We start from the raw sequence: 23,267 nt of genomic DNA, 5'->3' as shown, positions 1-23,267 counted from the left end.
TGAATGATGAAAAAGATTGGACGTTGGTTTATGCTTGCCGTCATGTTTTGCGTGGTATGTGCCTTCCAAGCCGACCATGTGACCACCATATTTATCATAGGTGATTCAACGGCTGCACAGAAAGACCTTTCTACAGGGTCACCAGAAAGAGGGTGGGGAATGGCTCTGCAATGTTATTTTGATTCTACCTTTGTACGAGTTGATAACCATGCTGTCAACGGACGTTCTTCTAAGAGCTTTATCAACGAGAAACGCTGGGATAAAGTATTGTCGCTCCTCAAACCAGGAGACTACGTCATTATCCAATTTGGTCACAACGACGAGAAACCTAAGGCCGACCGTCATACAGACCCAGGCTCTACTTTCGATTACAACTTGGCAAAGTTTGTAAGAGAAACGCGTGAAAAAGGGGGAATCCCCATTCTGATGAATGCAGTAGTACGACGCAATTGGCTTCCTGCCGATCAGGCTCAGACTGCAAAACCTGTTGGACAGAAAATCGACGATGAGAATCTGCGCAATACGGTGGCTACAGGAAAGGTTACCTCCGCAGCGAAAGCTAAACGCAAGAAGAAGAAAACTGCCGTCGAACTCCCTCACGTACTTGTAGATACTCATGGTCTCTATATCGTTGCACCACGTGATGTTGCGCAGCGTATGAATGTCCATTTCGTAGATGCTAACCGCATTACCCACCTGCTTGAAGATTCGTTGGGTGAGGAAGGTTCTAAGAAACTGCACATGATTTACGCGCCAGGTGAACATCCAGCCATCCCTCAAGGTAGGCAGGACAACACCCATTACAATATCTATGGTGCCCACATGGTAGCCCAGCGACTGGCAGATGCACTCTGCAAAGAGATTCCCCTCTTGTCGCGTTACCGTACGTCTGGCGATGTATGTAATTTGGAAAAAACGAAACACTAAAAAATAAAATCCTGCATATTCTTGCGGGATTTAATTTTTATGTGTATCTTTGCCATTGAATCAAATAAAAAACTAAACGAATACTAATATGAAGAAAAAGTTTATTTGTGCCGTTTGTGGATATATCTACGAAGGCGACGCTGCCCCTGAAAAGTGCCCCATCTGTAAGGCTCCTGCATCTAAGTTTACCGAACTGAAAGACGATGCAGAAATGACTTATGCCACAGTTCATAAGATTGGAGATGGAAAACCCGAAGGTGTGAGCGAAGAGATGATTCAAGACCTGCGCAACCATTTCAATGGTGAGTGTGGAGAAGTGGGAATGTATCTTGCCATGTCTCGTCAGGCAGACCGTGAAGGCTATCCCGAAATTGCTGAGGCTTTCAAGCGTTATGCTTTCGAAGAGGCTGAGCATGCTGCTAAGTTTGCAGAGCTCCTTGGAGAGTGTGTTTGGGATACCAAGACCAATCTGGAGAAGCGTGCAGCTGCAGAGGCTGGAGCTTGTGAGGACAAGTTCCGTATTGCCAAGAATGCTAAGGTAGCTGGTTTTGACGCTATCCACGATACCGTACACGAAATGGCTAAAGATGAGGCTCGCCATGGTGCAGGCTTCGCAGGACTGCTGAAGAGATATTTTGGCAAATAAGATTTCCATCTGACTTGCCAAAAGTTTGGAAGATTCCATGGCAACAAATTATTTTTAGCTGTGGATAACAATAAACATAATGAATATCCGTTTTGTCTAATGATGAAACGGATATTTATTTTCTGTATAACCCTTGCTATGATGGTTGCTGCTTGCTCCGATGAAGAGAAGTATTCGACTACCAATACTGATGTGTTGACATTTTCCGTTGACACTCTGAAGATGGACACGGTGTTCAGTACTATTCCTTCATCTACCTATTCTTTTTGGGTCTATAACCGTTGTGACGCCTCTCTTCTTATAAATCGTGTCGCCCTTGAAAAGGGCACACAGGGATTTCGCGTCAATGTTGATGGCGAATATCTTGACGGGGAGCTAAATGGGGTAGAAGTCCGCAAGGGTGACTCCCTTTGTGTATTTGTAGAACTTACCGCACCCAAGTGTGGACAAACAGATGTGCAACCCATTGGCGACTGTCTGGTGTTCAACCTTTCCCATGGAAAGCAACAGAAGGTTCCTTTGCGGGCTCATCAGTGGGATGCTGACATTCACGACCAGTGGGATGTTAACGGAAATGTTACGCTGGATAGTCCGTGTCCTATCATTATACGGAAAGGATTGCATATTGCAACGGGAGCCAAGCTGACGCTTCGGTCTGCGCAACTTTTCTTTCATGATGGTGCTGGCATTGACGTGGAAGGCAGTCTTCAAGCTTCAGAATGCCTGTTTCGTGGTGACCGCCTCGATGCCATGTTTGATGATTTGCCCTACGACCGTGTTAGCGGACAATGGAAAGGTATTGTCTTGGCACCCAATGCCAAAGGTGAATGGACCGACTGTGTGATTCGCAATGCCACCGATGCGCTCCAGTTAGGTTCGAATGCGCAAGCCACACTCTTGCGCACATCTGTTCACAACAGCAGTGCATCAGGTATCTTTTCAGAAGGAGCACATCTCGCCTTGACTCATTGCCGGCTGACCAATGCTGGCGGATGCTGTTTAGAGGCAAAGGGTGGGAGTGTGACAGCTGACCATTGTACTTTTGCACAGTTCTATCCCTTCTCGGCTGATCGTGGTGAGGCCTTCCGAACCATCAAAGCTTCTGTAGCCTGCACCCATTCGCTGATGACAGGATACGATGATTTAGTATTTAGTGCAGAAAGTTCCGATCTTCATTTCTCCCATTGCATGATTCGTAGTGATCAACCTTTGATGGGCGATACCTTTACTGATATAGTATGGGAGGCGACGGATGACGAAAAAGGCGGAAAGTCACATTTCCGCCTTGTGGATGAAACTATTCAAAGTTATGATTTTTCGTTGTTGCCCACTTCGCCAGCCTATCAACTCGGCATTGGTGACATTCGTGAGAAAACAACAAGTTCAGAACCTTAATACCATTTTTCTCGTGTCGTGCGGCATCATGGTGTTTAGTATTCAGTAAATGATAACGGCATTAATGCTTTGATGCTGTCAAACACATAGATGTGTTTTTTACCATAAAGCAAAATTCTGACTGGGCGTTTGAAGCGAGTCTCCGTCTCGATGATGGCTTGCCGGCAAGTGCCACATGGACTGATTGGTTCTTCCAATAGTTCGTGGTTTTCTTTTCTTGCAGCAATGGCAAGTGTGGTGACGGCTTGATCGGGGAAGGCTGCCCCCGCAGCAAACAGCGCCGATCGTTCTGCACAGATGGTGACAGAGAAGGCGGCATTTTCTTGATTGCATCCTCTCACCGTCATGCCGTTCTCCAACCGTAGCGCAGCACCAACTGAGAAATGCGAATATGGTGAGTATGAATGCTCTGTCTGTTCTATCGCCATCTTGACGAGTTGCTGGTCCTCTTCAGGCAATTCGTCAATTTGAGCGAGTTGAATGTCAATATTCAAGGTTATCTTTTTCATAATGTATAGGATTTTGTTGCAAATATAATATTTTTTCTTTATTTTTGCAACAGAATTAGGAAAAATAACACACATGAGACGAATAAGCATTGGAGTGGCTCTCTTGTTGCTGTTGCCGTTTACGTCTGTGGCACAGATCAAGTGGAACACACGCTATCAGGAATATTTCGACCGCTACAAGGATCTCGCCATCGAACAGATGAAGAAACATCGCATTCCCGCCAGTATCACGCTGGCACAAGGAGTGTTGGAGTCGGGTGCAGGTTATAGTGAATTGGCTCGTAAGGGTAATAACCATTTTGGCATTAAGTGTCACGGTTGGACTGGTCGTACCACTTATCACGATGATGATGAGCGCAATGAATGTTTCCGTGCTTATGACAATGTTTATGACAGTTATGAGGACCATTCTGTCTTTTTGGTGAGTAGTCGCCGTTACAGTTCCTTGTTCCGACTCAACCTGAAAGACTACAAGGGTTGGGCCCATGGCTTAAAGTCGTGTGGCTATGCCACCAATCCGCGTTACGCCGCTCAACTGATAGATATCATCCAGTTATACAAACTCTATCAGTACGACGAAGCACGCAAATACAACCGTTATAATGAGTATCAAACCCATCAGCCTACTTCATTGATGCATACTATTCATTCCTTTAATAAAAACTATTATGTTGTTGCTAAAAAAGGAGATACGTTTGCGTTGATTGGTAAGGAAGTTGGTGTTTCTGCGCGTAAGTTAGCATCTTTCAACGAACTTTATGTTGGTGCAGAATTAGAGGAAGGCACTTATGTGTGGTTGCAAAAGAAGCGTCGTAACGCACCGAAAGAATATAAAAACCGGGCGCACTATGTACGTCCGGGTGAGTCGATGTATTCCATTTCCCAGAAGTATGGAATCCGTCTGAAGTATCTCTATAAACTCAATCATCTTCCTGCCGATTACCAGTTGGAAGTGGGCGACCGCCTTTACCTGCGTTAGGCAGGTGGATGCGGCTTACGCCAGTAGTTGGTTGAGAAAGTCGTTTAGGTCTTTGTCCAGCCCTTCCATGAGTTCCTTGTCGATAATGACGGTGTCGTCATCTACCACGTAGAGTTCTGCAATATTCTCTCGTTCTTCGTCTTCCAGTACGAAAGAGTAGGGCTTGAGTATAGACATTTGGTTGACCATTTCTCGTTTGCTGGCAATGGTCTTGCGCAATGCTGCCGTCACCTCATCGTAGAAATTATCATCCTTGTTATCTATCCATTGTTCCACTACACAACGAGTGATTTCGTTGTCGTCATCATCAAATGCCAACAGCTCGCCCGTCTCTTGATTGACGCGTAAGTGGATGTCTGTCAGTACGGTGGGTTCTTCAACTGGTGGAAATTTATCCGCCACTTTTCTGATTGCCCTTTCAATCTGTTGTAGGGTTTGCTCGTTTGCTTTCATAGTCATATTTATGTTATATGGTACAAAAGTAAGAAAAAGTACCGATAATTGCAAACGATTACGAAGAAAAATAAAAATATTTCTTCTGACGTGTTATATATTTCGCATTTTTATAGTATCTTTGCATTGTAAAGTCGAGATTGCAATTCAATGGAAAAAAGAATCCGTCACGAAGGTGTTGTGGAAAGTGTTGGTCCACACGCTGTAAAGGTGCGTATCATGCAGACTTCTGCGTGTGCAGCTTGTCAGGCAGCCTCTTTCTGCCATGCCTCTGAATCTAAGGAGAAAATGATAGAAGTGTTCACCTCTTCTGCATCGTCCTTTGAAAAGGGTGACAGTGTAGTGGTGTGGGCCACTGCTGCTGTAGCATCGCGTGCGTTGTTATGGGCTTTTGCCATACCCTTTGTATTGATGGTGACTGTGCTGATTGTGTTGATGGAGACTGTTGGTCATGAGGGTATTGCAGCTGTAGCATCTTTGCTGTCGCTGTTGCCTTATTATGGTGTACTCTATCTGTTGCGCCATCGTATGCGCCGGCAGTTGACTTTCGGAATAGAAAAGCATTAAACTAAAACAAATAAAAAAGCTATTATGAATTTTATGATGATTGCAGTGGCAGTATTGGGCGCTATCGGTTTGGTGGCGGCCTTGGTATTGTATGTCTGCTCGAAGAAATTCGCTGTCTATGAGGATCCTCGTATCTCGCAGGTTGCAGCATTGTTGCCCGGTGCTAACTGTGGTGGTTGCGGCTTTGCCGGATGTAGTGCCTTGGCCGATGCTCTGGTCAAAGGTGCTGATGCAGGAAGTCTCGACGGCATCAGCTGTCCCGTTGGTGGACAGGAAGTGATGGGCAAGGTGGCAGACCTTTTGGGAATGGCCATTGCCAATGGCGACCCTATGGTGGCAGTAGTTCGCTGTGGCGGTACTTGCGAGTTACGCCAGAAGGTTGTGTCCTATGACGGCCTTCGCAGTTGTGCGGCAATGAATGCCTGTGGAGCCGGTGAGACCGGTTGCGGCTTCGGCTGTCTCGGTTGTGGCGACTGTGTGTCTGCTTGCCAGTTTGACGCGATCCACATGAATCCCGAAACAGGTCTTCCAGAAGTGGATGAAGACCGCTGTACAGCTTGTGGAGCCTGTGCCAAGGCTTGTCCGCGCCACGTCATTGAGTTGCGCAAGAAAGGTGTTAAGGGCCGTCGCGTCTATGTGGAGTGTGTCAACAAAGACAAGGGTGCCGTTGCCATGAAGGCCTGTAAGGCTGCCTGCATAGGCTGTGGCAAGTGTGCCAAGGAGTGTCCTTTTGGCGCCATTACTGTAGAGAACAACGTATCGTATATTGATTATACCAAGTGTCGTCTGTGCCGCAAGTGCGTGGCAGTGTGTCCTACACACGCCATCAAGGCTGTTAATTTCCCTGCCCCTAAACCTAAGGCAGAGGTGCAGACTGAAGCTACTCCTTCGGCAGTGAAACCTGTCGCACAGTCAAAGGCCAGTACGACAACCAAACAAGAGGAGGAACAAGCATGAAAATCAGAACATTCAGTATAGGAGGAATACATCCAGAGGAAAACAAACTCAGCAACGATGCGACAACTCAGGTAGCAGCATTACCGGTTCAAGCTATTTTCCCACTCTCGCAACATATTGGTGCTCCTGCCAAACCTGTTGTTGCCAAAGGCGACAAGGTGAAGGTCGGCACGATGATTGCTGAAGCAGGCGGTTTCGTCTCAGCACCTATTTATTCATCGGTAAGCGGTACCGTGTTGAAAATTGACACTGCCGTAGATGCTACTGGTTACCGTAAACCTGCCATCATCATCAATGTAGATGGTGACGAGTGGGAGGAGAGTATCGACCGCTCTAACAAACTCGAAACCGTAGAGGAACATCCCGAACTCACCCCAGAAGAGATTGTCAATCGCATCAAGGTGGCTGGCGTCACTGGAATGGGTGGTGCAGGATTCCCTACCTTTATTAAGCTTTGTCCGCCTCCCACAGCCAAGGCTGAGTGTGTCATTATCAACGCAGTGGAGTGTGAACCATACATCACCGCAGACTATCGTCTTATGCTTGAGAAATCAGACGAGATTCTCGTTGGTCTCGAACTGCTCATGAAGGCTGCCAAGGTTACCCGTGGTTATATTGGTATTGAGACCAACAAGCCTCAGGCCATTGAACTCCTTGCTGATAAGTGTGCCAAGAAGTTTGGCGGTTCTGCCTATGAGGTAGAAGTAGTACCCTTGAAGCAGCGCTACCCACAGGGTGGTGAGAAACAGCTCGTTGATGCTGTTATCAACCGTCAGGTGCCCGCACCTCCTGCCATACCCGTCAATGTTGGCGCCATTGTGCAGAATGTAGGAACAGCCTTTGCTGTCTATGAGGCAGTGATGAAACACAAACCTCTGTTTGAACGCTACACAACCGTGACTGGTAAGAAGTTGCGTCAGCCAGGCAACTATCTGGTGCGTATGGGAACGCCTATGAAAGACCTCATTGCCGTGTGCGGTGGAATGCCAGAAGAAGATTCTAAGGTGCTCGCAGGCGGTCCTATGATGGGTAAAGCTATGACCTCCACAGATGTTCCTGTGTGCAAGGGTACTAACTCGGTGACCATCCTCTCTGGTGAGGATGCTGTACGTAAAGAACCACAGCCCTGTATCCGATGCGCCAAGTGTGTGAGTGCTTGTCCGATGGGCCTCGAACCCTATCTGCTTGCCAAACTTTCTGCTGTGAGCAATTGGGAACGTTGCGAGTCCGAAGACATTGTCAGCTGCATTGAATGTGGATCGTGCCAGTTTACCTGTCCCGCCCATCGTCCGCTGCTTGATAACATCCGCTTGGGTAAGCAGACCGTCATGGGAATCATCCGCAGCCGTCAGGCCAAGAAATAATCAAAAGACACATTATTTAAAATATAAATATCGAAAATACAATGGGAAAACTCATCGTTTCATTATCGCCCCATGCTCATGGAACTGATACCGTCGAGCGCAACATGTATGGCGTCATCATCGCCCTGTTGCCTGCTTTGGTGGCTTCGTTTTGGTTCTTCGGCATAGGATCGGTCATCGTGACTGCAACAAGTGTTGCAGCATGTGTACTCTTCGAGTGGGCCATAAACAAATACATGCTCCGTAATGAGCGCACCACCGTATGCGACGGTTCTGCCGTGCTCACCGGATTGCTCCTTGCCTTTAACCTTCCGTCCAACCTTCCGTTGTGGATCATCATTATCGGTGCCCTTTTCGCCATCGGTTTTGCAAAAATGCCATTCGGAGGACTGGGTAACAATCTGTTCAATCCTGCACTCGTAGGACGTGCAGCCCTGTTGGTAGCTTTCCCTGCGCAGATGACCACATGGCCTAAGGTAGGACAGACCTTTGCCTATCTCGATGCAGAGACCGGCGCCACACCGCTGTCTATCATGAAACAGGCTATCAAGAGTGGTGATGCTTCTGTGCTCGACCGTCTGCCAGACTCCTTGTCGCTCTTCCTCGGCAATCATCCTGACGGAGCAGGTGCCATGGGTGAAATCTGTGCCCTTGCCCTGCTGCTCGGACTTGCTTATATGCTGTGGAAGAAAATCATCACTTGGCACATTCCCGTGAGCATTATCGTCACGGTATTTGTTCTTGCCGGATTGATGCACGTGGTTAATCCTGTCTATGCCGATCCCGTTTCAGTAGTACTCAGTGGCGGTCTGATGCTTGGTGCCATCTTCATGGCTACCGACTATGTGACTTCGCCGATGACTCATCGCGGACAACTCATCTACGGTGTGGCAATCGGTGCACTAACCGTCATCATCCGTAACTGGGGCGCCTATCCTGAAGGTATGTCGTTTGCCATTCTTATCATGAATGCCTTCACACCCCTCATCAACAATTATGTTAAACCTAAACGTTTCGGGGAGGTAGCCAAATGAAGAAATTAGAATCATCATTGCTCAATATGACCCTCGTGCTCACAGCCGTTACGGTCATCATGGGAGGCATTCTCGCTGCTGTCAACGACATCACGAGTAAACCCATAGCACAACAGAAAGAGAAAGCCCTCGCTGACGGTATCAAGGCGGTCATGGGAATAGACAATTTTGTCGTTGCTGAAACCGATACCTTGTCTCAGACTGATAGCAAGGGAAAGGAACAGCTATTTGTCATTTACACTATTGAAAACAACGGTCAACCCTATGGCGCTGCCGTAGAGAGTACTACAGGTGGCTTCGGTGGCGACCTCAAGGTACTGGTAGGCTTTGACGAGGCTGGCACTATCTTGGGCTATACACTCTTGGAACACGCTGAAACCCCAGGACTGGGCGCCAAGGCCGATAAGTGGTTCCAGAAGGGCGAAAAGGGTAACATCATTGGTAAGAACCCTATCACCCCGCTCACCGTATCGAAGGATGGTGGTGATGTGGATGCGATTACAGCTTCTACCATCACAAGTCGTGCCTTCCTCAAGGCTGTCAACAATGCCTATTCCGCTTATATGCAGAACAGTAAGAACATCCAGAATGGAGCCTCTGCCGATGCGCAGACCGGAGCCACTCAACAAACCAATGAAAAGTAATACGTTATGAGTTATCTGAGTATAATAAAAAATGGAATCGTGAAGGAAAACCCAACCTTCGTCTTGATGTTGGGTATGTGTCCTACACTCGCCACGACCACTTCCGCTATCAACGGTATGTCAATGGGACTGGCAACCATGGCGGTGCTCATCTGCACCAATTTTGTGATCAGTTGCATCAAGAAAGTCACCCCCGACATGGTGCGCATCCCTGTTTTCATTGTAGTGATTGCAGCGTTTGTTACCATTCTCCAAATGATTATCAAGGCCTATCTGCCTGAAATCGACGCCTCTCTCGGACTCTTCATTCCCTTGATTGTCGTCAACTGTATCATCCTCGGTAGAGCGGAAGCCTTTGCTGCAAAGAACTCGCCCGTAGCGTCGCTTTTTGATGGTATCGGCATCGGACTGGGCTTCACCATCGGTCTGACACTGCTTGGCGTTTGCCGTGAACTGTTAGGCTCTGGTTCCGTATTTGGTCTGCAACTCTTGCCCGAGACCTACAATATCCTACTTTTCGTATTGCCTCCAGGAGCCTTCATCACTCTCGGTTTCCTTGTGGCTATTGTAAACAAACTAAAGAAGGCATAATGTTATGGAATATATATTGATATTTATCTCCGCCATTTTTGTGAACAACATCGTGTTGTCACAGTTTCTCGGCATCTGTCCGTTTCTTGGCGTTTCAAAGAAAGTAGATACCTCGCTCGGCATGTCTGCCGCAGTAGCCTTTGTGCTGACTCTCGCCACCATCGTTACTTGGCTTGTACAGCATTATGTGCTCAACGTCTTCGGTTTGGCTTATCTTCAGACCATAGCCTTCATCCTCGTCATTGCCGCTCTGGTGCAGATGGTGGAGATTATTCTCAAGAAGGTGTCGCCAGCGCTCTATCAGGCATTAGGTATTTTCCTGCCTCTTATCACCACCAACTGTGCAGTACTTGGTGTGGCAATCCTCGTCATTCAGAAAGACTTCTCATTGCTCCAGTCGGTAGTCTATGCGTTCTCTACAGCCCTCGGTTTTGGCTTGGCATTGACCGTGTTTGCCGGAATGCGCGAGCAGATGGAACTCTCATCCATCCCCAAGGGTATGCGTGGCATGGCTATCGTCATGTTGTCAGCAGGTCTGTTGAGTCTTGCCTTCATGGGCTTCTCTGGAGTTGACGGCGGCTTGCGACTGTTGTTCGGTCTCGACTGATTTATCAGATTTTCATTATACTGGGAGGTGTGTCAAAGTCATTGTCACGCCTCCATTTTTTTCGCACCTTTTCATTCCTACATCGTTGGCTTTTCTCCTTTTCAGTTCCCATGTTCCTCCCATTTTGTCCCATCGTCGCCCGCCTGATTCTGGGATTTAATGCGGATTCACTGGTGACTTACTGAGGAGTTGCCCACGTCTGTGTGCTGACGGAATGTTCAGTGCGATGAGTGATTCTCTCTTGAATCGCAGTGCAAAGGTATGAAGAAAAACAATCGGTTGTTCCACTTGTCGCCAACTTGTGATGGAAATGTCGCCAACTTGTTGCATTTACATGTGTATCAATACGTTACAAAGCATAATTTTGGAGCGTTAAACATGGTGATTGTTGTATATTGCTGAATATAAGGCAGATAGGTGGAGTGCTATACTTTATTGGGCTTGAACCTGTGGTAAGATCATGGGTGAGAAATTAGACGCTGTAAAGAAAAGAGCTAAAAACGGCATTTTTCAGTGAAACGCAAAAATGGCGTTACAGCGTTACAATATAACAATATAACAGTTTTGAAAAACCAAAATCAAAATTTCGAGCCAAAATTTTATATATAATATATATATATATATATATTTATATATAAGTTATATATGTTATATTTTGAAAAATTGACTTCTTCTCTTTTCTGCGGCAGTTTTTGCTAAACGAAAACTGTTATATTGTTATATTGTAACGCTGTTATGCTTGTCATATGTAAATAGTTTTTAACACTCATAGATGCGTGTCTAAACCCAAAATAGAGATAATCGAGCGTTATTCTTCCCATTTCCTTTTTGTGGTCCTGAACACAATCCACTATGCTTGTTGTTGCTATAGAAACTTTGAACCATTAATCGATCTATCAATGATGATTGGTATCCATAAAAAGAGAAGATGTTTTTTTTTACACCTTAAAAATGTCGCATTACAGTATTACAGTTTTTGAAAAGCTAATTTTATTGTTCTAATTAGGCAAATCTTCCCAAAGATATTCATGGTTTTGTTCTTATAAAACTAAGGTAAGGGAGTTCTGCGAAATGTAATGTAATGAAAAGAGAAATATAAAATGGTAAATATATTATACATGCAAAAGTATATTTGTGAGGCGTGTGTGATTAAAAAAACGAAGGACGAAATCCAAATCAATTTCATCCTTCGTTTCTCACCATGCCCCAAACTCTAACGAGTTTAACTTCGTTCCTTACGTTCGGAAGTTTCGGGTTTTAGTTTGGTTGTGTAATCATTTCATGAATACGAGATAGACTGCGGCTATGAGACAGAGGAAAGCCAGACAATGGTTCCAGTGGAGCTCTTGTCCTTGAAACATCACATTGGCAATCACAGCGAAGACAATCAGCGAGATACACTCTTGGATGACCTTCAACTGTACCAGCGAGAATGGCCCACCGTTACCCTCGAAACCAATGCGGTTGGCAGGTACCTGACAGCAATACTCGAAGAAGGCTATGACCCAAGAAAAAGCAATGACCCCGATGAGAGGCCAATTGCTACTTGTTCCAGTCTGCTGTAATCGCAGATGTCCATACCATGCGAACGTCATGAAGATGTTGCTTAAAAGCAACAGACATACGGTATATATTCCGTTCATTCGATTACTGCTTTTTCAGATATTCGTCCATGTGGGCTGCTGCACGACGTCCGTCACCCATGGCGAGGATGACTGTTGCGCCACCGCGCACGATGTCACCACCTGCGAAGATTTCCTCACGGGCAGACTGCATACTTTCATTGACAACGATCGTGTTTTTACGACCGAGTTCCAGTCCGGCAATGGATTTGGGAACCAATGGATTGGGAGATACACCTACTGCTACAATGACCTGATCGACATCAAGGGTGACAGTCTTTCCTTCTACAGCAACAGGAGAGCGGCGTCCTGAAGCATCTGGTTCGCCCAACTCCATCACTTGAAGAACGGCAGCCTTGACGGCTCCCTTGTCATCGGTCAGATACTCAATAGGATTGTGGAGGGTCAGGAAGTTGATACCTTCCTCCTTGGCGTGCTTCACCTCTTCCAGACGGGCAGGCATTTCCTGTTCGCTGCGGCGATAGACGAGGGTTACGTTTCCTCCCAGTCGTTTAGCGGTTCGGCAAGAGTCCATGGCGGTGTTTCCTCCACCTACCACCAATACATTCTTACCGAAGTTGATGGGAGTGTCGGTATTGGGGTTTGCAGCATCCATGAGGTTGACACGAGTCAGGTATTCGTTGCTCGACATGATGTTGATAGCGTTTTCTCCAGGAATGCCCATGAAGTTAGGCAGTCCAGCGCCCGATCCCACGAAGATTCCCTTGAAGCCCTCTGCTTCAAGTTGTTCTACGCTGATTGTCTTTCCCACGATGACATCGGTCTGGAAATTGACGCCCATCTTCGAGAGGTTTTCTATCTCTACATCGACGATGCGGTTGGGGAGTCGGAATTCGGGAATACCATATTTGAGTACACCGCCAATCTCGTGTAGCGCCTCAAAGACATGGACCTCATAGCCTTTCTTAACCATATCGCCAGCAAAGGAGAGTCCGGCAGGACCTGATCCTACTACGGCAATCTTTATGCCGTTGGCGGGAGCAATTTCAGGAAGACTGCTATTGCCGCTCTCGCGCTCATAATCGGCCGCGAAGCGCTCCAGATAGCCGATGGCTACTGCAGGTTCGTTCATCTTCAGGTGGATACATTTGCTCTCACACTGTTTCTCCTGTGGACATACACGTCCGCAGACAGCAGGTAGGGCAGAGGTGTTTTTCAGCACCTTTGCAGCTGCAAGGAACTGTCCGCGCTCTATATTTTTAATGAACGAAGGGATGTTGATGTTTACAGGACAGCCTTCCACACAGGTGGGTTTTGCGCAGTCCAGACAGCGTTTGGCCTCGGTCATCGCCATGGTCTTGGTGAGGCCGATGTTGACCTCTTCGGTACGTGTTGTTGCACGATAGACAGGGTCGAGTTCTGGCATCTTCACGCGCTCAATCTGAGTACGCTCTTTGGGTTTCATGCTCTTGCGGAGTTCATCTCGCCATGGTGCATTGCGGTCGATAAGCACTTCCATGGGTTCGTCGGTAGGCTCTACGTCCATCTCCACGTCGGTGTTTTTCTTCTGCTTGTCGCATTTCTTGCATGCGTTGAGGTGTTCTTCAAAGTGTTGCAGCTCTTCCTGCTCAGCCTCTTTGAAAGTACCCATGCGCTTGAACATCTCATCCCAATCAACGAGTGCACCGTCAAATTCAGGTCCGTCGATGCAGACAAACTTGGTTTTACCACCGATGCTCAGGCGACAGGCACCACACATACCTGTACCATCCACCATGATGGTATTGAGTGACACCTCGCAAGGAATATTGTGCTTCTGTGCGGTGAGGTTTGAGAATTTCATCATGATAGGAGGTCCGATGGCAAACACCTTATCGATGTGTTCCTGTTCTACGAATTTCTCAATACCAATGGTCACCACGCCTTTCTCGCCATAGCTGCCATCGTCGGTCATGATGATCACTTCGTCGCTGCTTTCACGCACTTTGTCTTCCAGAATGATGAGGTCTTTAGAGCGGCCTGCCATGACTGACAATACGCGGTTTCCGGCAGCTTTGAGTGCCTGGATGATGGGCAGCATAGGAGCCACACCGAGTCCACCTCCAGCACAGACGACGGTGCCGTAGTTTTCGATGCGTGTGGGGTTGCCCAGTGGTCCTACCACGTCGGTAATATAGTCACCCTCATTGAGCATGCAAAGCTTTTTCGATGATAGACCTACTTGCTGTACGACGAGTGTGATGGTGCCTTTGGCAATGTCGGCACCGGCAATGGTCAACGGCATGCGCTCACCATTCTCACCGATACGCACGATGACAAAGTTGCCAGCCTTACGGCTTTTGGCAATCAGGGGAGCTTCTATCTCGAAGAGAAATACCTTCTCAGAGAATTGCTCTTTCCTTACGATTTTGTTCATGATGTTGGCTTGTATTGTTTTTGTTTAGTATGAGGCTTCTGTTTAGTCGATGATGTCGAAGCCAGTGTATGGTACGAGTGCCTTTGGAATGACAATGCCCTTCTCAGTCTGATTGTTTTCGAGAATGGCAGCCACGATACGTGGGAGTGCGAGAGCCGAACCGTTGAGAGTGTGGCAGAGCTCGATCTTCTTGTTGTCGGCACGACGATAGCGGCATTTCAGACGGTTGGCCTGATAGGTATCGAAATTGGAAACTGACGATACTTCGAGCCAGCGCCCCTGTGCTTCAGAATAAACCTCGAAATCATAGCAGATGGAAGAGGTGAATGACTGGTCGCCTCCGCAGAGCAAGAGGATGCGGTAGGGGAGTTCGAGTTTTTTGAGCAGTCCCTCTACGTGATCGAGCATTTCCTTATGACTCTGTTTTGAGTGTTCGGGCTTGTCGATGCGTACGAGTTCAATTTTTGAGAACTCATGCAGTCTGTTCAGTCCACGCACGTCTTTACCATATGATCCAGCCTCGCGACGGAAGCACTCAGTGTAGGCACAGTTTTTGATAGGAAGTTGCGACTCGTCGAGAATGACATCACGGTAGATATTGGTCACGGGCACTTCGGCAGTAGGGATGAGATAGAAATCATCTACCTCGCAGTGGTACATCTGTCCCTCTTTGTCGGGCAGCTGTCCAGTTCCGTATCCAGAAGCAGCGTTGACCACGGTAGGTGGCATGACTTCGGTGTAGCCGCTCTTGCGTGCCTCGTCAAGGAAGAAGTTGATGAGGGCGCGCTGCAGGCGTGCACCTTTACCAATATAAACGGGAAATCCGGCACCGGTAATCTTCACACCGAGGTCAAAGTCGATGAGGTTGTATTTCTTGGCAAGTTCCCAGTGGGGCACTTTTGCTTCATCGTTTTTGGGGTTGGCAGTCCATGTTCCCACGGTATCTGTTCCGTCGCATTCCTTCTGATTGCTCTTTACCACATGGTTGTCTTCTGCGGTTTTTCCTTCGGGCACTTCATCGTAAGGGATGTTTGGTATCTGACAGAGCAGTTTTACCAGGGTTTCCTGTGCTTCACCCATCTGCTGTTCCAGTTGTTTAGAGGACTCTTTCATGGCAGCCACTTCTTTCTTGATAGCTTCCGCCTCTTCGCGTTTTCCTTCCTTCATCAGTTTGCCAATCTGTCCAGCCTGCTGTTTCTGTTCGCTTAGATTTTTGTCCAACTGCTGCTGGGTTTCACGGCGTTTCTTGTCCACGGCCAATACTTCTTCGATGGCCTCGCGTGCACCTTTGAACTGTTTCTTCTCCAGTCCGCTGATGACGTGTTCTGTTTCCTCGTTGATGAGTTTAAGTGTAAGCATAATTATGTGTGTTTATGAATTTTTTTCTTTTTTTTGCTATGCAAAGGTAACAAAAAGTTGCGAATTGGCGAAATGATTCCACCTATTTATTTACGCATTATTTACGCGTTGCATGATGATGGAAGCCCATTTGTCGCGGTTTTTCGCACCTGTCAATGTAAGCCCGAGTTCCTTTCCACGTGCTTCAAGCAACGGAATATCTTCGGTATAGAATCCGCTGAGAATGAGTTTAGCATCTTGCTTCATGATTTGACAAAAGCGAGGCATGTCGTTGAGTAGGATGTTGCGGTTGATATTGGCAAGTACCAAATCGTAGTCGGCAGTTTTGGAGTCGAGTAGGGAGGCATCGCCACAGTAAACAGACAATTGACTGTCAACACGGTTGATAACGGCATTATGGCGAGTGTTGCCGCTACTCCATTCGTCTATGTCATAGGCAGTTACATGGCTTGCTTTGAGTTTTAGTGCAACAATGCCGAGAATGCCTGTTCCGCATCCCGCGTCCATGACGCGTAAGTCTTTCATGGGCATATCGAGCATCCATTCGCAAATCATCTGGGTAGTCTCGTGGGTGCCCGTGCCGAATGCCAGTCGTGCATCTATTTCCACACTGATGTCGGCAGGTTGGGAAGGCAGGTGTCGCCCATCGTGAATCGCCAGTCTGTTGTTGCCTACGATGATAGGTTCGAAGCCTTCCTGTTCCCATTGCTCGTTCCAGTCTTTGTCTTCTGCCTTGTTTATTGTGTAAATTATATTGGTTCCCATTATAGGGAAGTTGTTTACTATATCTTCGAGTGCTTGTCTATCGAGTAATGGTTGCTGTACGTAGCCCCGTATGCCGTGTTGCGTTTCTTCGAAGGATTCAAATCCTGCGTCGGCAGTAAGTGCTGCCAAAATGTCGCAAGCGTCTTGCGAGAGAGGCGATAATTGGAAATCTACTTCAAAATACTTCATCTTATTGCTTTATTTTTGTGCAAAATTACAAAAAATAGGGAAAAACCTACCCCTTCTTAGGGAAAATCCCTAAATTTGCATGATATTTGATAATAAATTTGCAATGTGAAATTATAAAAATGCAATGAGATATGAAGAAGATTATCTTAATGACAACGATTTTGGTGAGTCTCCCGATGCTCTCTATGGCACAGGATGACGATATGTATTTCGTTCCCACCAAGGAATCGAAAGCCAAAGAACTCAAATCCTACGGAATGCCCGCAGACACCTATTATTCTGGTAGTAAGAAATCATCGCGCGAGTACAATCGTCGTGCATGGTCTTCTGTTGCTCCCATTGATTCGGCAGGCAATGATATTATCAATTTCTCAGCCACAGAGGGTGTCTATCCTGATTCCGCATATTCAGAAGCCGACGACTACGCTTGTACGCGTAAGATGAGTCGTTTTGACGGTTATACGCCCAGTGAAGCCTATTGGGAAGGTTACCGCGACGGAAGATGGACAGGTGTGCGTCCGGGATGGTACGATGCTTGGTACGGTTCGTGGTACAGTCCTTGGCGTTCGTCATGGTATGACCCATGGTATGATCCCTGGTACTATAGTTCTTATTGGGGATGGTATTCACCTTATTATTATTCCACTTGGTACAGTCCTTGGCATTACGGCTATTACTGGGATCGTCCCTATTGGGGTTGGGGAGGAGGAGTCTATATCTCAGGTCCTGTGCATGCCGGCAGATCGTGGAGTCGCTCAGGCTATTCACATCATAAATACGCAGGCAATACCGACAGTAATGCCAACCGCCGTGGAGGTAGTCTGGCAGGCTATCGTGGTCAGCGTAATAGTAACATAGACTACGGCACCCGCGGTCAGCGTAACAATGTGCGCGATTTGGGCGGTTATCGTTCACGCTCTTACAACAGTAACAGCAACAGTTCCTACAGCCGTCCGTCTTACAGCAATGGCGGTTCGTCGTTTGGCGGAAGCAGCCGTTCTGGTGGTGGACGCTCAGTAGGAGGCGGTCATAACTATGGCGGACGCCGCTGATGCGTCATCGCTATTTGGTGTGAGAGATACAAATATTTTATCAACGAAAACAAAATACGACTATGAATATAAAAGCAATTACCGCTGTCATGCTGGCTTCTGCCGCAGCAGTTCAGATGCAGGCACAATCAGAGGTGCCAGCCGTTGGCGACTCGTATGATGCCGCAGCATTATCTACAGAAGACCTGAATGGTACAGCCCGTTATGTGGGTATGGGTGGAGCCATGGATGCGCTTGGCGCAGATATTTCCACAATCGGCACCAATCCTGCCGGTATCGGATTGTTTCGCAAGGGACAGGTGAGCACTTCGTTTGGCTTTGTCAATTTGCAGGATGCCGCCTCGTTTGCCAATGCCAACAAGACCAATGTGTCGTTTGACCAGATTGGTGTGGTGCTCAGCACCAGAACCGGTGTGAGCAGTTTCCTCAATTTTGGTTTCAACTATCACAAAAGCCGCAATTTCAATCAGATACTCACCGCTGCAGCCAAGTTGAATGGTTCGTCGCAGAGTTTGCAGACCACGCTCAAGGACATGAACGGACTGCTCAATAAGAATTCGTTGGCTTATTCGCAGCTTGACGATATTTATCTGGGTAATTTGCTGCTCCAAGAAGATCCTGATACGCATGAAAAATATGTTGTGGGTTATGGAGGCGATATGTACGACTTCAATCGTGCTACCTCTGGCTACATAGGCAACTACGACATCAATATCAGTGGTAATAAAAAAAACCGCCTCTATCTTGGTCTTACCATAGGTATTAGCGATGTGCACTATAAGGACTACAGCGAGTATTACGAGACTTTACAGCCAAACCAAGATCATATAGATGGTGTGCTCATCAGCGATCAGCACAATATTTCGGGAACAGGTTTCAATATCAAGGCAGGTGCCATCTTCCGTCCCATTGAAGAGTCTCCCTTCCGCATCGGTCTCTCTGTAGCTACTCCCACCTTCTATAAGCTCACCACAGAGAACTACACCACTATTGGTTCCAATGTTGATAAGTCGGCAGCCAGTGAGGATTTCCGTTTCAATACGCCATGGAAGTTTGGCATAAGCCTCGGTCATACCATTGGTAATCAGATTGCCCTTGGAGCCGTTTATGAATATGCAGACTACGGTTCGTGTGACATGCGCACCATCGACGATGCCTATTACGACTACTACGATGGCTATCATGAGAATAGCAGTAGTGAGTTTTATATGAACCAGTTGACCAAGAAGAATCTCAAAGGTGTGAGCACTATCAAACTCGGAGGCGAGTTCCGTCCTGATAAGAGTTTCGCCATTCGTTTGGGTTATAACCACGTGACTCCGATGTTTAACAAAGGTGCTTTGCGCGACCAGACCATCGACTCTCCGGGTGTCTATTATGCTTCGACCACCGACTATACGAACTGGGGGGCAACCGACCGTATCACGGCAGGTGTAGGTTTCACCTTCGACAAGTTCCGTTTAGACTTGGCTTACCAGTATAGTCAGCGCAACGGCGATTTCTATCCCTTCATGAGTTATTATTCAGCCGATTATATTGATGCCGACAATGTGCGTCAGACCGAGGTCAATGAGTGTTCACCTGTTAGTGTGAGCGACAAGCGCCATCAGGTACTCTGCACCCTCTCATACAGTTTCTGACCAATCTTTATATTCTACATAAATTTGAGAGTTGCTCCCATCGAAAGTTAAGTTCGATGGAGAGCACTGAAAAACCTCTCAAATTCTTTTATGTCTAAAAATAATGCTCATGTGTAGGGCGCTTTGCTCGCATATGTGCATTATTTTTTGTACCTTTATAGCATATTTAGAGAGATATGCTGGCCACAACAAGAAACATTTCAGTTTACCGATAATTCCGGTCTATATGGCAAGGTCGTTCCACAGAAGCACTTGCTTCGCCAAATTAATGACCTTGTAGACTTTTCATTTGTTTACAAAGAACTTGTTTCAAGCATCTGCACAGCTACCTCCACAGGGTTTGTCGGGAGCGTCACTATTTCTCTTCATTTCTTCAAGCAGGAATTTGGGCGTGAATCCCTTTTTGCTCTTCGCCACTTCTTCTGGTGTACCGGCAGAAAGCACCTCACCGCCTTTTCGTCCGCCCTCCGGCCCCATGTCGATGATGTAGTCCGCTTGGCGGATGACGTCGAGGTTGTGCTCTATGACGATAACGGTATTTCCACGATCTACCAGTTTCTGTAAAACATCCATAAGGATTCTGATGTCTTCAAAATGAAGTCCCGTGGTTGGCTCGTCAAGGATATAAAGGGTTTTGCCCGTATCTTTTTTCGACAGTTCTGTGGCAAGTTTTATGCGCTGGCTTTCACCTCCAGAGAGCGTTGTCGAAGGTTGTCCGAGTTTGATGTATCCCAATCCCACATCCTGTATGGTTTTGATCTTCCTCAAGATATCGGGTACATTTTCAAAGAATTCGACGGCCTGGTTGATGGTCATGTCTAAGACATCGGCAATAGATTTTCCCTTGAACCTCACTTCCAGCGTCTCCCTGTTGTATCGCTTGCCATGGCAGGTCTCACACGGTACTTGTATGTCGGGCAGAAAGTTCATTTCTATCGTTTTGTATCCGTTTCCACCACAGGTTTCACATCTTCCGCCTTTGACATTAAACGAGAAGCGTCCTGGCTTATAACCTCGAATCTGTGCTTCTGGCAGATTCACGAAGAGTGATCGTATGTCGGCAAAGACCCCCGTATATGTGGCTGGGTTTGATCGTGGAGTGCGTCCTATGGGACTCTGATCCACATTGACCACCTTGTCGATATGCTCCAGTCCTTCAATACTGTCGTAGGGCATGGGTTTTTGCAACGAACGGTAGAAATGCTGGGAGAGGATGGGGTAGAGCGTTTCGTTGATCATCGTTGATTTTCCCGAACCGCTGACTCCTGTGACGAGAATCAGGCATCCTAAAGGAAACGAAACATCGATGTTCTTGAGGTTGTTGCCTCGGCATCCTCGCAACGTCAGCAACTGGCCGTTGCCTTTTCTGTGGCGTCCTCTTTGCAACTGTTGCTCGCCTTTGAGGTATTGGGCGGTGATAGTATTGGTGTGCATCATCTCCTCAACGGTTCCCTGGAAGACCACCTCTCCACCTTTTCTTCCTGCTTTCGGCCCAATATCCACAATATAGTCGGCATTGAGCATCATGTCGCGATCGTGCTCCACTACGATGACCGTATTGCCGAGGTCGCGTAGCTCTTTCAGCGAACGGATGAGTCTGTCGTTGTCGCGCTGGTGCAGTCCGATGCTTGGCTCGTCAAGGATATAGAGCACATTGACCAACTGTGAACCGATTTGCGTGGCAAGACGTATGCGCTGGCTTTCACCTCCCGACAGCGTTGCTGCCTGTCTGTTGAGCGACAGGTAGTCAAGACCTACTTCAAGGAGGAAATCTATTCGTGTGCGAATCTCCTTGAGTATTTCTGTGGCAATCTGCCGTTGTTGGTCGTCCATGTGGTTTCCCACCTCGTTGAGCCATTCGCGCAGTTCTACCAAGTCCATATTGGCAAGCTGCGAAATGTTTTTATCCCAGATGCGATAGGAGAGTGCTTCCTGATTGAGCTTTTGTCCTTTACATTCCGGACATACACATTCGGCAAGAAACTGGTCCGCCCATTTCTGTCCGTTGCTGCTCTCGCCATTTTCCATCACATCATGCAGATATTTCACTACACCGTCGAAATCTACGAAGTAGTCACTTGACGTATGAACCAGTTCTTTGTCGATGCGCACCGTTTCCAACGAACCGTAGAGTATTTCGTTGAGCGCATCATCGGGGATGTCCTCAATTTTTGTTTTTAGCGTACAGTCGTATTTCTTGAGGATGGCATCGATTTGCCAGAATATCATTTGGTTTTTGTATTTTCCTAATGGCACGATGGCTCCCTCGTAAATGCTCATATTGCGTTTAGGAATCACTTTACCGAGATCTATTTCATTGATGTATCCCAGCCCTTTACAGCGAGGGCACGCACCTTGCGGTGAGTTAAACGAGAAGGTGTTGGGGGCGGGGTCGCTATAGGAGATTCCCGTTGTTGGACACATCAGCCGGCGTGAGAAATATTTGACTGCTCCCGTGTCGTGATTCATGACCATCAGCAGACCGTCTCCTTGTTTCATGGCGATGCGGATGCTCTTCTTGAGTCGTTCGTCATCGTTGCCTTTGACAGCCAACCGGTCGATGACCACTTCGATATCGTGGTTTTTATAGCGGTCCACCTTCATGCCCCGTGTGATTTCTTTCACTTCGCCATCCACTCTGATATGGAGATAGCCCTTTCGCCGCATACTTTCAAAGAGTTCGCGGTAGTGACCCTTTCTGCCTCTTACCACAGGAGCCATGATGAAGATTTTGCAGCCGCTATAGTCTGCTGCCACCATGTCGATGACCTTCTCTTCTGTGTATTTCACCATCTCCTCGCCAGTTGCGTAACTGTAGGCTTTGCCTGCTCTGGCGAAGAGCAGACGCAGGTAGTCGTAGATTTCAGTCGTTGTACCTACGGTAGAACGGGGATTCTTGTTGGTAGTCTTTTGTTCAATGCTGATAACGGGCGACAGACCTGTTATCTTATCCACGTCAGGTCGCTCCATGCCTCCCAGGAAGTTACGGGCATAGGCAGAGAAGGTTTCAATATAGCGGCGTTGTCCTTCGGCAAAGATGGTGTCGAAGGCCAATGACGATTTACCCGATCCGCTCAGTCCGGTGATCACGGTTAGGGAGTGGCGTGGAATCTCCACGTCTATGTTTTTTAAGTTATGGACGCGAGCGCCCCATACGTTGATTTTTTCGTCGTTGTTCATCTCATTTCAGTTGATTCGTTGAATTGTCGCAGCAAGGTCACGGCTTTCTTGATGTCGTAGTCGCGACCGTCGCCGCCTTTGGCCACCACACGCACAAAATAGACTCCGTCTTTCGCGGGATGTCCTCCGCTGCTACCGTCCCATCCTCCAGTGATCTCGCTCCATTCGTAGAGGCGTTGCCCTTTCCGATTGAAAATGGTGGCACGAAACGAAACGATGTTTTCATAGTTCGACTTCGCCTGATAGATGTCGTTGATGCCATCACCGTTTGGCGAGAAGGCATTGGGCATTTCCAAGCGGCTCTCCGTTGTTTCGCTGTTGTCCGTTTGTGCACAGACGGGCAGTGAGAGAAGGAGAAAAAGTGACGTTGTCAGTGCTATTTTGAGTGTCATATACTAATATTTTTGCAA

21 protein-coding genes are annotated in these 23,267 nt (G+C 47.4%); 13 read left to right on the top strand and 8 right to left on the bottom strand.

Annotated elements, in window-relative coordinates; translation table 11 throughout:
* The first annotated feature begins 3 nt into the window (after positions 1 to 3).
* The 3 genes from CIK90_RS12955 (at position 4) to CIK90_RS12945 (ending at position 2,968) form a co-directional block, all read left to right on the top strand.
* The gene (locus CIK90_RS12955) at positions 4 to 927 is read left to right on the top strand and encodes a rhamnogalacturonan acetylesterase (RefSeq protein ID WP_254046361.1); all 924 of its coding nucleotides are present in this window, start codon (positions 4 to 6) and stop codon (positions 925 to 927) included.
* Positions 928 to 1,015: 88 nt separating this feature from the next.
* The gene (locus tag CIK90_RS12950) at positions 1,016 to 1,573 is read left to right on the top strand and encodes an NADH peroxidase (protein ID WP_094390401.1); all 558 of its coding nucleotides are present in this window, start codon (positions 1,016 to 1,018) and stop codon (positions 1,571 to 1,573) included.
* A gap of 99 nt (positions 1,574 to 1,672) precedes the next feature.
* Entirely contained in the window at positions 1,673 to 2,968 is a 1,296-nt protein-coding gene (locus tag CIK90_RS12945) for a right-handed parallel beta-helix repeat-containing protein (protein ID WP_094465744.1), read from the top strand.
* A 35-nt stretch (positions 2,969 to 3,003) separates the two neighbouring features.
* Here the strand turns inward: CIK90_RS12945 and CIK90_RS12940 are convergent, their stop codons facing one another.
* Positions 3,004 to 3,477: a cytidine deaminase gene (locus CIK90_RS12940; protein ID WP_094390403.1), complete on the bottom strand. Its 474-nt coding sequence runs from the start codon at positions 3,475 to 3,477 to the stop codon at positions 3,004 to 3,006.
* Positions 3,478 to 3,550: 73 nt separating this feature from the next.
* Between CIK90_RS12940 and CIK90_RS12935 the strand changes: the two genes are divergently transcribed.
* Positions 3,551 to 4,456 carry a glucosaminidase domain-containing protein gene (locus CIK90_RS12935; RefSeq protein ID WP_094390404.1) on the top strand — a complete coding sequence of 302 codons (906 nt, stop codon included), beginning with the start codon at positions 3,551 to 3,553 and terminating at the stop codon, positions 4,454 to 4,456.
* 15 nt (positions 4,457 to 4,471) lie between these two features.
* On the opposite strand, the gene CIK90_RS12930 is transcribed toward CIK90_RS12935, so the two are convergent.
* A complete protein-coding gene (locus CIK90_RS12930; protein WP_094390405.1) occupies positions 4,472 to 4,909 on the bottom strand; it encodes a hypothetical protein in 438 nt (145 codons plus the stop codon).
* Between the two features lie 150 nt (positions 4,910 to 5,059).
* Here CIK90_RS12930 and CIK90_RS12925 point away from each other — a divergent pair, with 150 nt between their 5' ends.
* Genes CIK90_RS12925 through rsxA form a run of 7 tightly spaced genes read left to right on the top strand, consistent with a single transcriptional unit; the run spans position 5,060 to position 10,673 of the window.
* Positions 5,060 to 5,476, top strand: coding sequence for a SoxR reducing system RseC family protein (locus tag CIK90_RS12925; protein WP_094439651.1), 417 nt, complete (start codon positions 5,060 to 5,062; stop codon positions 5,474 to 5,476).
* 24 nt (positions 5,477 to 5,500) lie between these two features.
* Positions 5,501 to 6,433 (top strand): Fe-S cluster domain-containing protein, encoded by a 933-nt coding sequence (locus CIK90_RS12920; protein ID WP_094465742.1) that lies wholly within the window; start codon positions 5,501 to 5,503, stop codon positions 6,431 to 6,433.
* Complete coding sequence (gene rsxC / locus CIK90_RS12915; protein WP_094446465.1) at positions 6,430 to 7,797, top strand: electron transport complex subunit RsxC; 1,368 nt, start codon at positions 6,430 to 6,432, stop codon at positions 7,795 to 7,797. The genes CIK90_RS12920 and rsxC overlap by 4 nt, the downstream gene beginning before the upstream one ends.
* Positions 7,798 to 7,838: 41 nt before the next feature.
* Positions 7,839 to 8,831 (top strand): RnfABCDGE type electron transport complex subunit D, encoded by a 993-nt coding sequence (locus CIK90_RS12910; RefSeq protein WP_094390409.1) that lies wholly within the window; start codon positions 7,839 to 7,841, stop codon positions 8,829 to 8,831.
* On the top strand, positions 8,828 to 9,475 hold the full coding sequence (locus CIK90_RS12905) for an RnfABCDGE type electron transport complex subunit G (protein WP_094446466.1): 648 nt from the start codon (positions 8,828 to 8,830) through the stop codon (positions 9,473 to 9,475). Before CIK90_RS12910 ends, CIK90_RS12905 begins: the two co-directional genes overlap by 4 nt.
* Before the next feature lie 6 nt (positions 9,476 to 9,481).
* The gene (gene rsxE / locus CIK90_RS12900; RefSeq protein ID WP_094390411.1) at positions 9,482 to 10,066 is read left to right on the top strand and encodes an electron transport complex subunit RsxE; all 585 of its coding nucleotides are present in this window, start codon (positions 9,482 to 9,484) and stop codon (positions 10,064 to 10,066) included.
* Positions 10,067 to 10,070: 4 nt separating this feature from the next.
* Positions 10,071 to 10,673 carry an electron transport complex subunit RsxA gene (rsxA, locus tag CIK90_RS12895; RefSeq protein WP_094465740.1) on the top strand — a complete coding sequence of 201 codons (603 nt, stop codon included), beginning with the start codon at positions 10,071 to 10,073 and terminating at the stop codon, positions 10,671 to 10,673.
* Positions 10,674 to 11,947: 1,274 nt separating this feature from the next.
* Here the strand turns inward: rsxA and CIK90_RS12890 are convergent.
* The 4 genes from CIK90_RS12890 to prmA all read right to left on the bottom strand — a co-directional run bounded on the left by CIK90_RS12890 (position 11,948) and on the right by prmA (position 16,985).
* Complete coding sequence (locus tag CIK90_RS12890; RefSeq protein WP_094390414.1) at positions 11,948 to 12,316, bottom strand: DMT family protein; 369 nt, start codon at positions 12,314 to 12,316, stop codon at positions 11,948 to 11,950.
* Positions 12,317 to 12,320: 4 nt separating this feature from the next.
* Positions 12,321 to 14,672: a bifunctional dihydroorotate dehydrogenase B NAD binding subunit/NADPH-dependent glutamate synthase gene (locus tag CIK90_RS12885; protein WP_094465738.1), complete on the bottom strand. Its 2,352-nt coding sequence runs from the start codon at positions 14,670 to 14,672 to the stop codon at positions 12,321 to 12,323.
* Positions 14,673 to 14,714: 42 nt separating this feature from the next.
* Positions 14,715 to 16,031, bottom strand: coding sequence for a serine--tRNA ligase (gene serS / locus CIK90_RS12880; protein WP_094465736.1), 1,317 nt, complete (start codon positions 16,029 to 16,031; stop codon positions 14,715 to 14,717).
* A gap of 90 nt (positions 16,032 to 16,121) precedes the next feature.
* Positions 16,122 to 16,985, bottom strand: a complete 864-nt coding sequence (prmA, locus tag CIK90_RS12875) for a 50S ribosomal protein L11 methyltransferase (protein WP_094465734.1) — start codon at positions 16,983 to 16,985, stop codon at positions 16,122 to 16,124.
* Between the two features lie 131 nt (positions 16,986 to 17,116).
* Here prmA and CIK90_RS12870 point away from each other — a divergent pair, with 131 nt between their 5' ends.
* Positions 17,117 to 18,037: a hypothetical protein gene (locus CIK90_RS12870; RefSeq protein WP_254046360.1), complete on the top strand. Its 921-nt coding sequence runs from the start codon at positions 17,117 to 17,119 to the stop codon at positions 18,035 to 18,037.
* Positions 18,038 to 18,099: 62 nt separating this feature from the next.
* Positions 18,100 to 19,677: a hypothetical protein gene (locus tag CIK90_RS12865; RefSeq protein WP_094465732.1), complete on the top strand. Its 1,578-nt coding sequence runs from the start codon at positions 18,100 to 18,102 to the stop codon at positions 19,675 to 19,677.
* 309 nt (positions 19,678 to 19,986) lie between these two features.
* Here CIK90_RS12865 and uvrA read toward each other — a convergent pair whose 3' ends face one another.
* Together uvrA and CIK90_RS12855 are read right to left on the bottom strand one after the other, a co-directional pair.
* Entirely contained in the window at positions 19,987 to 22,857 is a 2,871-nt protein-coding gene (gene uvrA / locus CIK90_RS12860; protein WP_094465730.1) for an excinuclease ABC subunit UvrA, read from the bottom strand.
* Entirely contained in the window at positions 22,854 to 23,249 is a 396-nt protein-coding gene (locus CIK90_RS12855; protein ID WP_094439633.1) for a gliding motility-associated C-terminal domain-containing protein, read from the bottom strand. Before CIK90_RS12855 ends, uvrA begins: the two co-directional genes overlap by 4 nt.
* Between the last annotated feature and the right edge of the window lie 18 nt (positions 23,250 to 23,267).

Origin of the sequence: Prevotella sp. P5-126, from assembly GCF_002251185.1 — a bacterium.
Classification (GTDB): Bacteria; Bacteroidota; Bacteroidia; order Bacteroidales; family Bacteroidaceae; genus Prevotella.
This window is presented reverse-complemented; position numbering and strand designations above follow the sequence as displayed.

Coding starts and splice junctions, on each gene's coding strand:
- CIK90_RS12955 (WP_254046361.1), top strand. CDS start 4: ATGATGAAAAAGATTGGACGTTGGTTTATGCTTGCCGTCATGTTTTGC.
- CIK90_RS12950 (WP_094390401.1), top strand. CDS start 1,016: ATGAAGAAAAAGTTTATTTGTGCCGTTTGTGGATATATCTACGAAGGC.
- CIK90_RS12945 (WP_094465744.1), top strand. CDS start 1,673: ATGATGAAACGGATATTTATTTTCTGTATAACCCTTGCTATGATGGTT.
- CIK90_RS12940 (WP_094390403.1), bottom strand. CDS start 3,477: ATGAAAAAGATAACCTTGAATATTGACATTCAACTCGCTCAAATTGAC.
- CIK90_RS12935 (WP_094390404.1), top strand. CDS start 3,551: ATGAGACGAATAAGCATTGGAGTGGCTCTCTTGTTGCTGTTGCCGTTT.
- CIK90_RS12930 (WP_094390405.1), bottom strand. CDS start 4,909: ATGAAAGCAAACGAGCAAACCCTACAACAGATTGAAAGGGCAATCAGA.
- CIK90_RS12925 (WP_094439651.1), top strand. CDS start 5,060: ATGGAAAAAAGAATCCGTCACGAAGGTGTTGTGGAAAGTGTTGGTCCA.
- CIK90_RS12920 (WP_094465742.1), top strand. CDS start 5,501: ATGAATTTTATGATGATTGCAGTGGCAGTATTGGGCGCTATCGGTTTG.
- rsxC (WP_094446465.1), top strand. CDS start 6,430: ATGAAAATCAGAACATTCAGTATAGGAGGAATACATCCAGAGGAAAAC.
- CIK90_RS12910 (WP_094390409.1), top strand. CDS start 7,839: ATGGGAAAACTCATCGTTTCATTATCGCCCCATGCTCATGGAACTGAT.
- CIK90_RS12905 (WP_094446466.1), top strand. CDS start 8,828: ATGAAGAAATTAGAATCATCATTGCTCAATATGACCCTCGTGCTCACA.
- rsxE (WP_094390411.1), top strand. CDS start 9,482: ATGAGTTATCTGAGTATAATAAAAAATGGAATCGTGAAGGAAAACCCA.
- rsxA (WP_094465740.1), top strand. CDS start 10,071: ATGGAATATATATTGATATTTATCTCCGCCATTTTTGTGAACAACATC.
- CIK90_RS12890 (WP_094390414.1), bottom strand. CDS start 12,316: ATGAACGGAATATATACCGTATGTCTGTTGCTTTTAAGCAACATCTTC.
- CIK90_RS12885 (WP_094465738.1), bottom strand. CDS start 14,672: ATGAACAAAATCGTAAGGAAAGAGCAATTCTCTGAGAAGGTATTTCTC.
- serS (WP_094465736.1), bottom strand. CDS start 16,031: ATGCTTACACTTAAACTCATCAACGAGGAAACAGAACACGTCATCAGC.
- prmA (WP_094465734.1), bottom strand. CDS start 16,985: ATGAAGTATTTTGAAGTAGATTTCCAATTATCGCCTCTCTCGCAAGAC.
- CIK90_RS12870 (WP_254046360.1), top strand. CDS start 17,117: ATGAAGAAGATTATCTTAATGACAACGATTTTGGTGAGTCTCCCGATG.
- CIK90_RS12865 (WP_094465732.1), top strand. CDS start 18,100: ATGAATATAAAAGCAATTACCGCTGTCATGCTGGCTTCTGCCGCAGCA.
- uvrA (WP_094465730.1), bottom strand. CDS start 22,857: ATGAACAACGACGAAAAAATCAACGTATGGGGCGCTCGCGTCCATAAC.
- CIK90_RS12855 (WP_094439633.1), bottom strand. CDS start 23,249: ATGACACTCAAAATAGCACTGACAACGTCACTTTTTCTCCTTCTCTCA.